This is a genomic window from Streptomyces sp. NPDC052236, assembly GCF_044548015.1.
Lineage (GTDB): Bacteria > Actinomycetota > Actinomycetes > Streptomycetales > Streptomycetaceae > Streptomyces.
In genome coordinates this window covers 1-13149 of record NZ_JBIUBL010000062.1, presented here as the reverse complement: position 1 = coordinate 13149, position 13149 = coordinate 1, and the positions used below count along the sequence as shown (strand labels likewise).

Annotated in this window: 15 protein-coding genes; 13 read left to right on the top strand and 2 right to left on the bottom strand. The window is 69.5% G+C overall.

All coding sequences use genetic code 11. From position 1 onward, the window contains the following. Positions 1 to 1020 precede the first annotated feature (1020 nt). The 3 genes from ACIHCQ_RS43975 to ACIHCQ_RS43965 all read left to right on the top strand — a co-directional run bounded on the left by ACIHCQ_RS43975 (position 1021) and on the right by ACIHCQ_RS43965 (position 2689). The gene (locus ACIHCQ_RS43975) at positions 1021 to 1224 is read left to right on the top strand and encodes a hypothetical protein (RefSeq protein WP_399674873.1); all 204 of its coding nucleotides are present in this window, start codon (positions 1021 to 1023) and stop codon (positions 1222 to 1224) included. Positions 1225 to 1298: 74 nt separating this feature from the next. Beyond that, positions 1299 to 1901 carry a restriction endonuclease gene (locus tag ACIHCQ_RS43970; protein WP_399674875.1) on the top strand — a complete coding sequence of 201 codons (603 nt, stop codon included), beginning with the start codon at positions 1299 to 1301 and terminating at the stop codon, positions 1899 to 1901. Between the two features lie 41 nt (positions 1902 to 1942). Then, the gene (locus ACIHCQ_RS43965; RefSeq protein ID WP_399674871.1) at positions 1943 to 2689 is read left to right on the top strand and encodes a restriction endonuclease; all 747 of its coding nucleotides are present in this window, start codon (positions 1943 to 1945) and stop codon (positions 2687 to 2689) included. Between the two features lie 139 nt (positions 2690 to 2828). On the opposite strand, the gene ACIHCQ_RS43960 is transcribed toward ACIHCQ_RS43965, so the two are convergent. Then, positions 2829 to 3062, bottom strand: a complete 234-nt coding sequence (locus tag ACIHCQ_RS43960) for a DUF397 domain-containing protein (protein ID WP_399674870.1) — start codon at positions 3060 to 3062, stop codon at positions 2829 to 2831. Next, on the bottom strand, positions 3059 to 3916 hold the full coding sequence (locus ACIHCQ_RS43955; RefSeq protein WP_399674869.1) for a helix-turn-helix domain-containing protein: 858 nt from the start codon (positions 3914 to 3916) through the stop codon (positions 3059 to 3061). The genes ACIHCQ_RS43960 and ACIHCQ_RS43955 overlap by 4 nt, the downstream gene beginning before the upstream one ends. A gap of 216 nt (positions 3917 to 4132) precedes the next feature. Here ACIHCQ_RS43955 and ACIHCQ_RS43950 point away from each other — a divergent pair, with 216 nt between their 5' ends. The 10 genes from ACIHCQ_RS43950 (at position 4133) to ACIHCQ_RS43905 (ending at position 12653) form a co-directional block, all read left to right on the top strand. After that, entirely contained in the window at positions 4133 to 4555 is a 423-nt protein-coding gene (locus ACIHCQ_RS43950) for an ATP-binding protein (protein ID WP_399674867.1), read from the top strand. A 176-nt stretch (positions 4556 to 4731) separates the two neighbouring features. Next, entirely contained in the window at positions 4732 to 5166 is a 435-nt protein-coding gene (locus ACIHCQ_RS43945; protein ID WP_399674865.1) for an NUDIX domain-containing protein, read from the top strand. A 35-nt stretch (positions 5167 to 5201) separates the two neighbouring features. Then, positions 5202 to 7097, top strand: coding sequence for a radical SAM protein (locus tag ACIHCQ_RS43940; RefSeq protein WP_399674864.1), 1896 nt, complete (start codon positions 5202 to 5204; stop codon positions 7095 to 7097). Continuing rightward, positions 7094 to 7717 (top strand): hypothetical protein, encoded by a 624-nt coding sequence (locus ACIHCQ_RS43935; protein ID WP_399674862.1) that lies wholly within the window; start codon positions 7094 to 7096, stop codon positions 7715 to 7717. The genes ACIHCQ_RS43940 and ACIHCQ_RS43935 overlap by 4 nt, the downstream gene beginning before the upstream one ends. Further along, complete coding sequence (locus ACIHCQ_RS43930) at positions 7714 to 8445, top strand: hypothetical protein (RefSeq protein ID WP_399674860.1); 732 nt, start codon at positions 7714 to 7716, stop codon at positions 8443 to 8445. Before ACIHCQ_RS43935 ends, ACIHCQ_RS43930 begins: the two co-directional genes overlap by 4 nt. A 6-nt stretch (positions 8446 to 8451) precedes the next feature. Further along, entirely contained in the window at positions 8452 to 9087 is a 636-nt protein-coding gene (locus ACIHCQ_RS43925; protein ID WP_399674858.1) for a hypothetical protein, read from the top strand. A gap of 11 nt (positions 9088 to 9098) precedes the next feature. Next, complete coding sequence (locus ACIHCQ_RS43920) at positions 9099 to 9992, top strand: protein kinase (RefSeq protein WP_399674857.1); 894 nt, start codon at positions 9099 to 9101, stop codon at positions 9990 to 9992. Between the two features lie 27 nt (positions 9993 to 10019). Further along, positions 10020 to 10280: a hypothetical protein gene (locus ACIHCQ_RS43915; RefSeq protein WP_399674855.1), complete on the top strand. Its 261-nt coding sequence runs from the start codon at positions 10020 to 10022 to the stop codon at positions 10278 to 10280. A 103-nt stretch (positions 10281 to 10383) separates the two neighbouring features. Beyond that, positions 10384 to 11307, top strand: coding sequence for an aKG-HExxH-type peptide beta-hydroxylase (locus tag ACIHCQ_RS43910; protein WP_399674853.1), 924 nt, complete (start codon positions 10384 to 10386; stop codon positions 11305 to 11307). Next, the gene (locus ACIHCQ_RS43905; RefSeq protein ID WP_399674851.1) at positions 11304 to 12653 is read left to right on the top strand and encodes a serine hydrolase domain-containing protein; all 1350 of its coding nucleotides are present in this window, start codon (positions 11304 to 11306) and stop codon (positions 12651 to 12653) included. Before ACIHCQ_RS43910 ends, ACIHCQ_RS43905 begins: the two co-directional genes overlap by 4 nt. The last annotated feature ends 496 nt before the right edge of the window (positions 12654 to 13149 follow it).

The window sequence follows — 13149 nt, the reverse complement described above, 5'->3', positions numbered from 1 at the left end:
TCGTGGAGAGCGGCACCTTCACCGACCTGCTGTCCGACGAGATCCCCGGCCCGAAGGTGTTCCGTGACCTCTACCAGATCCAGGCGAACCAGTACGCGATCAGCGCCCCGGGTGTGCCGTCCCAGAACGGGCACTCGCCGACTGCGGTGACCAGAACCTGACACCAGCAGCTCACTTCAGAGCCTGCTCGCCCATGACCTCCGTCCAGGACACCGCCATGACGCCAGATGAGGAGATCCGGTCTCTATGAGCCACCACACGCCGCCTGGCACGATCCGCCTGATGTTCAGCAACTTCGAATTCAACGGAAAGGGCGATCCCACGCTGTGGCAGGACTATCACGACCTCATCCGCTCCCACAGCGCGCACCTCTTCGGACGCGCGGAAATGCGGGCGGCCCAGGCTCGGAACAATCGGTGCCCCACTTTCATGTCCATGTCGTTCCGCGCTGGCCCGACGATTCCTTCTCGACCTGGCCTACGGAGCGGTCGACGCATCGAGTCGTCGACGACCCAGTCCTTCAGCTCGCCGCCGTCCTATCCACAAGCACGCGGGGAGCCGCGGAGGGTGGGGACATCTCTCAGCGTCCAGTGGCTGTCAGTCCCGTGTACTGCAGCGCCGCGACTGCCTTGTCGACTGGTGCCGTGCGGTCGAGCTGCTCACGGCTCGCGATCTGCTGAACTGCAGAGCCGTTTTTCTCGCCAACTACGAACCGTTTCCCGGGGACAGTCCCTCGGGCGTTAACGCAGGCAGTCCACCTCTGGCAGGCAGCGAGTCGGCGTCGGCCCCACTGCGCACGCGGCGCGGGCTGGTGCCGTATGAGGGGAGAAACCTCAAGGTCACAGCACCGTGCGGGGAGATTCCACCGCACGCGAGGGCGGTGGTGCTGCTCTGGCCGGTTTGTCGTCGCTGCGGGCCGATCGCCGTGATGATCCATCAGTTTTTGTCACTGGCCACTGATACACCCATATCCAGGAGAGCAGCCTCATCAGGTTGCCAGGTCGCAGGAGGGGGAACGGCATGCCGCCGGAGGGGTTCCACGTCGTCCGTCAGCACATCCGCCGCAATCCGAGGGGGTCGAGCGGGAAGAAACTGGGCGGCTGGACGATCGCGGGCATCGCCGCCTTCGTCTGGCTGTGGGGGCAGGTCTTCGGGTTCGGCGAGGCCGAGACGGACAAGCCGGCCTCCCCCGCGCCGTCGGTATCCGCTTCACCGAACCGGTGAGGGCCGGCATCCGACTGCGCAGGCCCCGCGGTCGCCGCGAGCAGGTGGCTGCCGCCCTCGTCTCCGTGGCAGTGGTGACCATGCTGGTCAAGGCGGTCGGCGCCGCGTGGGATGCGGCCGTCCGCGGATGGCCCGTCGCGGCGGGCCTGGCCGCCGCAGGCCTGGCCGGGCTCGTCTGGCGGCAGCTGCAGGCGGTACGCCGTCGGCGGGTCCAGGCCGAACTGCTTGCGGTTCTGCGGATCCCGCTCGCTCGGATCGATGCGCTCACGGATGCGGAGTTCGAGTTCGCACTGCGGGACCTGTTGATCCGCGACGGCTGGTCGGCGCGGCGGGTCGGGCAGAAGGGCGACCAGGCCGCCGACGTCATCGGCCAGCATGTCCAGCGGGGTCGGATCGTGCTGCAGGCCAAGCACACCACGGTCGGCGGCAAGGTCGACTCCAAGGTGATGTACCAGGTGAAGGGGACCGCCAGGCCCGTCCACGGTGCCGATGTCGCGGTCGTGGTCACTAACGGCGGCTTCACCCGGGACGCCAAGGCGTGGGGCGATCACCACCAGATCCACTGGGTCGACCGCGAGCGGTTGCGGCAGTGGGCCGAGGACGGCGTCCCGCTCCACGACCTGCTGCGGCTGCCCGTCCGCCGACCGCGCAGGACAGCAGCGCGACGCGCCGCGTAGACCCGCCGGAGCCGAGCCTGCCGAAGAGACAGGGGGGAACGTTGTTCGACGAGGACGGGTCTCTGGACCCGGTGCTGAAGTTCATCCTCGGCCTGATTCTCGCCGTGGCCATCGCCAAGGTCGCCTGGCAGTGGCTGACGGAGGACGCCTGGCACTGGGTGAGCGTGGACGTATGGGGGTGGGTCAGCGAGGACGTGTGGGGCTGGCTGATCGGTCACCCTTGGTGGTTCGCGCTGATCATCCTGGGCACCCTGGTGCTGCTGTGCTTCGTGTTCTTCTCCGACCGCACCGCCTACATCGACTACAGCGATACCGAAGGCGTGGAGGAGGAGTACGCCGACGAGCCGGTTGCCGATGCACCCAAGGTCCTGACGTTCCGGATGAAGCAGCTCACCGCGATGAGCGCGGACGGCTTCGAGCAGGCGTGCGCCGACCTGCTTGCCCGGGACGGGTTCGTTCGGGCCCGCCGGGTCGGCGGCTCCGGAGACCTGGGCGCGGACGTCGTGGCCTGGGACCCAGATGACAGGAAGATCGTGGTGCAGTGCAAGCAGTACACCGCCCCGGTCGGGTCCGGGGCGGTGCAGAAGTTCAACGGCACCGCGGTTCCCGAACACGGCGCGGACGTCGCCGTCATCGTCGCCCTCAACGGCTTCACCAGGCCCGCAACGGACCCAGCGGCACGACATCGTCCTCATCGGTCGCCCGGAGCTCAAGCGGTGGGCGCATGGCGAGCACCTGTACGCGGTCGTCGACGAACAGCGCTCGCCCGCATAGTCCGCACCGCCTGAGCGTGCGCGGGCACAGCACACGGCCTTGCCCCGAATACCCGCGAGCCCCGTGGCCGGGGGGCCGCACCGGTTCGATGGAAGACGGCGTCGGCCGACCCGATATGCCTGGGGCCGGCCGACTGTCGGGGACGCTGCAAAGTTAGCTGCGGCGGAGTTCGCCGCGGAGGATGCCGCCGATGAACGCGTCGTATTCGGCGTCGGTGAACAGGTGCGGCGGGACCGTCCCGATGTTCTTCGAGTCGCGCATGGCCACGATGCCGTCGTCGAGAAAGGCGACCTGGACGCAGGTCTGGCCGCCACTGCTGCTGGTCTGCCACTGAGCGTCGCGCAGCTGGGACTCGACCCAGGAGGGGGCGAGGTCGTTCTTGTTCATGCAAGGTCCTTGGCGATGGTGGTGAGCAGTGGTACCGACGCCTTCTGGGAGAGTGCGTCGCCTTTGAGCAGGTCGCTGGTGGTGCGGTAGACCTCTACTGTCTCCGGCTCGTTGAGGTGGAGGAGGGCCCGCATGGACTCGATGCACACGAGGTCCCGCCCGGTGGGGAAGGACATGAGCATGAACGGCCCGTCCATCCCGGCGTGGGCGCCAGCGCGGAACGGCAGTACCTGGATGGTGATGCTGGGGTTGGTGTTGGCGATGCCGATGAGGTGCTCGATCTGGGCACGCATCACGGCGCGTCCGCCGACTTCCTGGCGCAGGAGCCCTTCCGGCAGGACAGCCCAGATCTTGAGCTCGGGCTCGCGCTCCAGCATGTTGGTCTGGTGCTCCTGGCGCATGGCCACGAAGCGGTCGGTGGCGTCGGGGGTCTTCCAGGCCCGGCTGCCTTTGGTCACGGCCTTGACGTACTCGGGGGTCTGGAGCAGGCCGTGGATGGCGACGGGATTGAAGACGAACAGGCTGCTGGCGCTCTCCACCAGTGAGAGGTAGTCCCCGAGCGGGTCGTCGACCACACCCTCGTACCGCTGCCACCAGTCCGCTTCTCCGGCCCGCCGGACGAGGTTGCGGAGTTCTTCGCGCAATGCGTCGTCGGTGATGCCGTACACCTCGAAGAAGTGCGGCAGTTGCTGGATCTTGAGTCCCTGAACCCCCTTCTCGATCTTGCTGACCGTCGAGAAGGAGCGGTAACCGAGGCGCTTGGCGGCCTTTTCCTGCGTCCATCCCAGTGCCTCCCGGATGCGCCGGAGCTCGGCGCCCAGGCGGCGGCGTCGCGGGGTTGGCTCGACGGGCATGCCCACCTCCATGTGTCCCGCGAAAGAGTAGCGCCTCCGCCAGTTCGGGAATATGCCAATTCCCTGAAGGGAAAGACTTTCCTCAAGGACTACTTGTCGAAAGGGTAGTTGGCGGTCCATCATCGAGACTTCCCCTATCGGACGGTGGCGTACTGGTTGCGCCGCGCTATCTCGTTCGAGTGCACGTCCGCGCCGCTTGGAGGGTCAGTGCCTGGGATGGTGATCAGCCCGGTCCGGCAGCACCACATGGTGCTGCCGGAGATCAGCCCCGACTCGATGGAGCCGGTGCGCGAGATCGTACGGATCCTGCTGCGGATGTGGCGCAAGAGCGATCTGAGCTTCGTGGCCGAGCTCGGCGTCACCGAGCTGCTGACCAATGTCTGGAAGCACGCGCCGGGCGCCTGCGAGTTGCTGGTCCGCGATACGCCCGATGGCGTCATGGTCGGCGTTACCGACTTCGACGACGCGCTCCCGGCAGTGAAGGAGCCCGCGGACGACGCTGAGTGCGGCCGGGGCCTGTTCCTGCTGGCCGAACTCACCGAGGAACTGCACACTCAGCCTCTGCTCACTGGGAAGCAGGTGTGGTTTCGACTCAGTCAGACCCCTGCAGACGGAGAGGAAGGGGCTGAGCCATGCTGACCAATATCGCGCCAACGCCCCCTTCTCGCAGTCTAGTTCGACCGCCATGAGATCTAAGATCGAGGTCGTTAACGGGGCGTCTGGCGCCCCGCCGTGCGAGTGGCTGGCCCCTGTCCGACGAGGTCCGGTGGCCCGTTGCGAGCGAGTCCCGTTCCAGCAATCGAAGGAGTGGTCCCGTGCCCGAGAGGGTCACCAAGGACAAGGTGCTGTGCTACGTCGTGCGCGACGGAAAGCTGCTGGTCTTCCGTCACACCGACTACAGCTACGAGGAAGTCGGCATCCAAGTTCCGGCCGGCAGCATCCGCGACGGCGAGACGCCGGAGGTGGCGGCCCTGCGTGAAGTCCGCGAGGAGACCGGCCTGAAGGACTTCAAGCTTGTGCGGAAGCTCGGCGAGACCGAGTACGACATCAGCCCTTACCGATTCGAACTCCAGCGCCGCCACGTCTTTCACCTGGAGCTGACCGAGCCTACCCCGGAGCGGTGGATGAGCCAGGAGGACCACGACGGCGAGCAGGAGCCCACGCACTTCGAGTGCTTCTGGATCCCCCTGGAGGCCGCCCACATCCTCCAGTCCGGCCAGGGCGCCCTGCTGGGACGCCTCTCCGACTGATCCTCGTCCGGTCACGGTCCTCTGGGAGGCAGCCGATGCGCCGCACCACCCAACAGCACGAGCCCGATCCGATCGCCCAGCTGTACCGCGGCCTGGATGCCGAGGACACCGCCAGCGCCGTATCGGTGATCTTGAAGTTACGCGGTGAGACCTGCGACATCGACTGCCTGTACTGCTACGAGAAACGCAAGGAGACCCCGGGAGGAGCCCGGATCGACGCCGGCCAGGTACGCCGGCTCGCCGAGCTCTTCCAGGGCCGCCCGCTCGCCGTCGAGCTCCACGGCGGCGAACCGCTGACCGCCGGACACGACCACGTCGCCGAAGTCCTGTGCGAACTGGCCGCACAGCCCAACGTGGTCCGCGTCTCGCTCCAGACCAACGGCGTCCTGCTCGACGCTGAGTGGCTGGACCTCTTCGACGACCTCTACCCGGGCCTGGACATCGGCATCTCCCTGGACGGCGACGCGGAAGGCAACGCCTGGAGGGTCGGATACGACGGCACGCCGGTCTACCCGCGCGTCGCCGCCGCCCTGCGGCTGCTGGCCGACCGCGGCCGGAAGACCGGCGTGATCGCCGCGGTCACCCCCGCCGTGATCGGCCGTGCCGAAGCCGTCCTGGACCACCTCGCCGGCTTCGCGGCGGTCAACGCCGTCAGCTTCGTTCCTTGCTTCGACACCTCCGTCCAGCAGCCCACCGCCACCCCGGGGCGCCGCCTTCCCGCGAGCCGACAGCTCCAGCGCGCCGCCGTGCGCGGCCCCGGCGGCCCCACGTGGGCGATCAGCCCGGACCAGTACGCCGAGTTCGTGCTCGCCGCCACCGTCTGCTGGATTCGCGCCGGGCACTTCGCCCGCCTGAAGCTGGAACCGGCCGTGTCCACCATCCGGCGCCTGCGCGGACTGGACACCGGCTTCTGTCACTTCACCAACCTCAAGTGCGATCACGTCTTCACGCTCTACCCGGACGGACGGCTCGGCAGCTGCGACGAACTGCCCTGGCCCCACGCCCAGCTCACCCATCTCAACCAGGTCACCGATCAGACCGAGATCGTCGCGGCTCAGCGGCGGCTACCGCTGCTGAACCAGGGCAAGGCCCTGATGGAGCGGTGCACCAGCTGCTCGTACCGGCCGGCATGCGGCGGCGGCTGCGTGGCCACCCGCTGGCGCTATGACAAGGCTGGGGAACAGGACGCCTACTGCGACTACCGAATACGGATGATCGACGGAATCGCCGCACTCCTTGCCCAGCCGGCCCACCCCGAAGGCGCCCGGTGCCGAACGGTGCGCTGGCGCCCCCGCACGCCGAACACTATGCGCAACGTCGCCGCCTTCCTCGCCCGCTGGAACAGTGCCGACGTACCCCGCACGCCCGTGCGGCTGCATACCAGCGCGCACGGCAACATCAACACCGTCGGCCTGCCCGGCGTCCACGAGGCCGACGACCTGGACCCGGCCCACCCCCAGTGGCACGCGGCGATCGAGCCCGGAGTCCGCCCCCTCCTCGACGCCGTCAACCGCGAGTGGGGACTGATCACGTACGACAGCTGCCAGGGCCACCCCTACACCGGCCTTGACCTCGCGCCCGCCGAACGGCGAATCGGCATCCTCCCACGCGACCCTGACGAGTACGCCCAGGCCGCCGCCGCCCTGTGCCGCGCGGTCACCGCAGTCGGGACCGCCCTGCCTTCGACGACGAAGGTGACCGTCGGTCGTGCGGAACTGACGTGTGAGGCCACCGGGCGCACGACACCCGTGCTCGACCTGTCCCTGCTGCCGGCCCCCGGCCACGGCTGGCCGACGTTCTTCGAGACCGTGGAAGCCGCCACGGCGGTCGTCGCGGACGCACTGCGCCGCCAGCGGCCCGTCGCGGGCCGCGGGTGCTCGTGCCCGGTGCCGCAGGTGGCGGCCCCCGCGGCCCAGGGGGTATCGGTGTGAGCAGTGCCACGGACACGCTGACCATCCACCAGTTACTGGGGCGGATCGTGTACTTCCACGCCCTGTTCATCGAACCGGCACTCCGGCCCAATGCCCCGCTCGGGCCGGGCCCGGTGTGCTGCAACCACGGCGCGGCCCTCGGCCGCCGCACCGTCGACGATCTGCTGCCGGACTCCGCCTGGTCGGCCCTCGCCGAAGTCGCCACCACCTTCCCGGCCCATCACCGGCCGTGTCCGAAGGCCGCCGGGTCGTGCTGCGCCACCTGCCGCATCGCCGCCGCAGCCAGGGCGGTGGCGGCCGGATGGGCTGAGACGGAGTGCCGCAGCTACCGGCAGAACGAGCCCGCGGAAATGCTCCTCCGAACGTGCAAACGGGCGGCGGCGGTCCGGCTCGGGCGGGTCTTCGCCGCCCAGCACGCCGCCCCGTGCCCGGCCCTGGACCAGCTCACCGTGCCGGACTCCCTGCCCGGCGCGGAGGAGCTGCCGCTGACCGGCGAGCTACTGGCCCTGTGGGCCAACCCCACGGTCACCACCCGCCACCCCGTGGCCAGCTGGCTCAACCACTGCACCGGCCTGGACGACATCCGCCGCGTGCTCGAAACGAGGAGGACCGGCTCGTGATCCACATCGCTGAGACCGTCACGATGGGCAGCGTCGAAGGGTTCCTCTACGACGAGGAGCGGGCCCGGCTCGCCACTGTGATGAACGACTTCCTCACCGCGGAGGAACGCGCCCACTTCGGTGAGAAACGGACCACCTCCATCCACGAGATCCCCGGCCACTGCCACGAGCAGGCGATGGCCGTGTATGAGCCAGCCGGACGGGTGGAGATACCCAAGATCCCGGACGAGGCCGAGCAGCTGCTGCTGTACGCCTTCGACCGCGCCCGGCCAGCCCTGTCCCGCGTCATGCCGTCGATCACGGCCTGCCGGCCGTGGACCTACGTCGAGTACGGCCCCGGCCAGCACATCACCGGCCACCTCGACGGCATCGCCCCCGACCCGCTCGCCTGGCCGAGGCAGATCGCCGGAATCAGCGTGGTGATCAGCGAGGCGGAAGCCGGCGGAGCCTTCTACGTCGAGAGCTGCTCCAGCGACCGCCTGTGGAACACCCGCCTGGACCACGCCACGGGAGACGGATATACGGACGGCATGTGGCTGGCCCACGACGGGGCCGACCACAGCGCCGACTGGTTCGCGCAGATGCCCCGCACCCGGTGGTCCGTGAGCCCAGCTCCGGGCACCGCTCTGCTGTACGGGTCCCAGCTCACCCACGGCACCGAGCCCGTACTGCGCGGCCAGGTCGCGAAGTTCATCAGCTGGCTGATCGCCGAGAAACACGAGCGGTGAGGCGGCATGCTGCTGGCGTTAGAGGGGATCGCCGGAGCCGGGAAGAGTACGCTGCGCGACCGGCTCCTGGCCGCAGCCGCGGCCGAAGACATCCGTCTTGGGCACATCGGCCAGTTCTCGTGGCTGTCGCTCGGGGCCACCCGCACCATCGTCGGCCTGCGGGCCGGGCGCCCGGCGGACAGCGGCGAGACGGCGGTGGCCGCCGTCCACCGTGATCTGGAACTCCACGCCCGTCACAACCTGGCCGCCGCCCTGTCCATGGGAGCGGTGGTCGCCGACCGGCTCACTCTGTCGACCGCCTGCCTGCTGGCGCTGCTGCACGACCGTCCTGTCACCGACTACGTCCACCGCCTGTCCGAGGTGACGGCCGCGCGGGCGGAGCTGACAGTCTTGCTGACCACCCCGCCCGGACTGTGCCACACCCGGCTCTCCCGCCGGGCCACGTCGCGCCGCTTCGGCGAGGACCCGCCGACCGCGAACCGGCTCGCCGACCTGTATGAGCAGGCCGCCATCGCCTGGACCGAGGCGACCGGTCTGCCCGTGCTGCGGCACCCGTGCACCGCCGCGACAGACCTCGACCTGCTGGCCGCCGCCTGCCTGGACCAGCTGCGTCAAGCCACCCCACACGCGGCGCGAATATGAGGAGTTGCACCATGCGCCTGCATCCCCTGCACCCCGCCGCCTGGGTCCTGGACCTGGTCAGTGACGCCGGGTGGCACGTGCACGACCTGCTCGCCTTCACCCGCGCCAGCACCCTGGTGCTCGCCAGCCGCGACGACGCACCCCCTGTGGTCCTCAAGGCTGGCTTCGGCAGCAACCACATCCTGGCCGAGCTCGACGAGGACACCCGCCGGGCCGCCTACGGCTTCTACTGGTACGCGGAGATGACCGAGTCCGAACGGGCTCTGACCCGCGAGGACTTCCGCCACGAGATCGCCGTCACCCGCACCGCCCAAGGCGCCGAGCACGTCGTGCCGCTGCTGGAGGAAGGCAGCACCGACCGGTTCGACTGGTACACGATGCCCTACTGCCCAGGCGGCAACTTCCGCCCCTTCCTCGCGGTCGGCGCCCGGGACCGCGGCGAAGCGGCGGCCGGGCTGTGCATCCTGGCCGATGTCGCCGAGGGACTGCGCATCCTGCACGAGCGCGGGATCGTGCACCGCGACGTATACCAGGAAAACATCCTCATCTCGGACGGCCGCGGGCTGATCACCGACCTCGGAGCGGCCCGCCGCACCGCCACCCCGCGCGGGCCCGCCGCCAGGGGCCCCGAAGTGCACTGGCCCCCGGAGTACGCGACTTCCTACGACCGCGCCACTCCGGCCGCCGACGCCTTCAGCCTCGCGGTCCTGGCCTACCGCTTCCTGTGCGCGGACATCCCCCGCCACGGCCACTCCCGGCTCGACGCCGCCCCCGAAAGCCTCCTCCCGGTGATCTCCGCGGCCCTCGCCCCCGCGCCGGAGGACCGGCCCGCAATGAGCGAACTCCGCGACGCCCTTCGCCAAGCAGCGAGCCCGGCTGCCGCGCTGGCCCAGCACGGCCTCTGACTCGCCATCCCCCGGAAGGAGACTGCGGTGCCCACCGCCCGTTCGCCGCCGCACCACGGGTTCCAGAAGGTGCACGGCTCCAACACCCCCGTATTGGAAAGGACGAGCACGCTTATGGCCAACGACCGGATCAGCGACTTCCTCGCCGCCGTGGACAACCTGCGCGGCGACGACGAGACCGTCCGCACCACCGCCCACACCTCCAGCGTCTCCGCCGAGGGCTGGCCAACCACCGCGGCCCCCACGGACACCGCGACCCCAACGGCCCCTGCGGGCCCCGGCGCCTGAGCGCCGCGCACCACCCCGGCGGCCAAGCGCCGGTGAGCAACTCCTGGGGCCGTACCACCACCGGTCCGGCCCCAGGCCCAGCCCCGTCGAAAGGACCCGCCCCGTGGACGCGCCCGCCACCGCCTTCTCGTTCGCGCCGATCCAGACCCTGCACCGCGACCGCACCCGCCGGATCCGCACCGTCATCCAGCCCACCGCCCCGCAGCCGGCCGGTGCCCCCGAGTCCCCAGCGACGGCCGCCGCCGACTACTGCCTGGCCCACCACGTCCTCGAAGGAGCCGAGACCGCCGCCCGCGCCCGCGACACCGCCACCTTCGACTGGTACGCCGCCCACCCGGACGCAAACGCCCCGACACTGTCGACACCCACGGCAGTCGGCCCACGCATCGTGGTCGCCCCCGACCTGAACCGCCTGCCCCGCTCGGCGATCTCTGAGACCCCCTATTACGTGCTCGGACCCGACCCCACCCCTACCCCGGCGGACCTGCGGGAGCTGGCAGCCGCCGCGTACGCCACCGGCGCCCAGGCAGGATTCGCTGACCTCCTGGCCGCCCACGCCGTAGTCCTGGTCCTGCTGCGGCACAAGCAGCTCGGCGACACTCTCGACAGCTGGACCATCACCCGCCTGCCCGGCACCGTCTTCTGCGACCACGCAGGCGACCCCGTCGTCCTGGCCCGCGACCTCATCCACGAAGCCGGCCACAACTGGCTCAACGACGCCCTGGCCGCCACCGCCTCCAAGATCAGCGACGAGGCGCTGTTCCACTCCCCGTGGAAGAAGACGAAGCGCCCCGCCTTCGGCTTCCTGCACGCCTGCTGGGCCTTCCCTCTCACCATGATCTACACCGCTCGCGTCCTTCCCCGGACCACCGGCGCCCTGCACTGCTTCCTGACCGCCTACCTCGCCCAGCAGCGCCACCTGCTCGCCACAACCGCCGACGACCACGCCCGCGCGCTCGACCTCATCCCCGATACCGACCTCCGGCAGCGTCTGCACGCCGTCCACCACGAGGCCCTCAGCCTGTGAACCGCACCGACACCCCGACCACCCCGCCGGCCACCAGCCCCGCGGTGCTGCACGAGCCCGGCCTGATCGTACGCATCCACCCCTCCGGGGGACCCCCGGTGCAGGCGCACACGGGCGCGGCCAGCCTCGAACTGGCCGCGCCCATCGAGGAGAGCACCGCCTTCAACGTCGGCTCCGTCGCCAAGCAGATCACCGCGTACCTGTGCGTACGCGCCGCCCGCGACGGCCTCATCGCCCTGGACCGGCCGGTCGGCGACATCCTGCCCCGCTTCCGGATCCCCGGTGTGACCGTCGCCGAGCTCGTCCAGCACCGCGGCGGCGTCCGCGACGCCGAATCCCTGCTCTCGCTGGCTGGCTTCCGCGATCTCGACCACTACACCGCCGACGACCTGCTGGAACTCGCCTACCGTCAAAGCCACCGGGCTATCGAGCCCGGTCGATTCCTCTACAGCAACACCGGCTACCTCCTCCTCACCGAAGTCCTCCGGCACGTCCACGGCGCCTACGTGCAAGACATCGCGGAACAGGAGGTGTTCACCCCGCTCGGCATGGTCTCCGCCCGCTTCAAGAGCGATCCCCGCGAGGTCATCCCCGGCGCCGCCTCCAGCTACAGTCCCACCGCGGCAGGCTGGGCCCACCAGCAGCGCCCCGTCGCCCTGCCCGGACCCGGCTCCCTGTGGTGCACCGCCGCCGACCTCGACCGCTGGCTCGCCCATCTGTCCCGCGAATGGGACCGCACCCCCGACGGTGGTCTTCCGTTCGAGGAGCACGTCAGCTACGTGACCAGCGACCACGAGCCATTCACCTACGGAGCCGGCCTGTACGCCCATCCTGAAGCTGGGCACACAGCAGTCTTCCACTACGGCCATGAGCAGGGATTCTCCGCCGCTGCTCACCTCGATCGCAGCGGTCTACGCGTGATCTGCCTGTCCAACCGCACCACGGTCGCCGCCGACCACATCGCGGCAACCGCCCTCGCCGGACTCACCCGGCGCTCCGTCCTGGACCTTGAGCGCATCCTCACGCAAGCAGTCACCAGACAGCCGCCGACACCAAACGCCACACCCGATGACACATCAGAGGCACCGCACACCCAGCTTGGAACGTACGCGTGCGAGGAAGTGCCAGGCACCATACGACTGTCCACCAGCGGAGAATCACTGCACCTGTGGCGCCGCGGCACGCGCGACCATCTCGCCTACGTCGCGGCAGCGACATATTCAGGGAACGGCTACACGCTTACGCTGTCGGCCGATCCGATGCGCAACGCCGAGGGCCGCCTCGACAGCTTCATCCTCGATCTCGACCGAGCACCCGCCCTGCACTACCGACGATGCTCCAACTGACCAGACGGAGGCGTACACGCCTCACGCGAGCCGATGACCGCAACAACCTTTGCTGGAGGAAGGAACAGCGTGGTGCCGCCCAGGTTCGACCTATTCGGAGAGTTCGGATACCCGACTGCACCATTACGGCCCGACTCAACCGATGATCGTGAACTCAACCGCGGGTTGCGGGCGCTCCGCCCCGAGCGTGTAGAGATCACCATCGACCGCGTGCACCTCGTGAACCAACGGCCCGGGCCCATAGTCAGGCACTCGCTGGAAGCCGTGGGGCCTGGAGGTCTGACGCATCTGGCGGACCGCACGGAGAGGAGGGGCTGTCGGTTCGCCAGTGCCGCTGTCTATGTGGATGCCAACGGGAACCTGCACACCTTCGCGGAGGAGAGACGGGCTGCGGGCACCATTGAGCGGTGTGCATCGTGAAGTTGCAGGTCACGGGTCTGGTGTGCGGGCGTCTTGGCATGCTCGCGCTGGTCGGCGGACCGTGTCCACGGTGAAG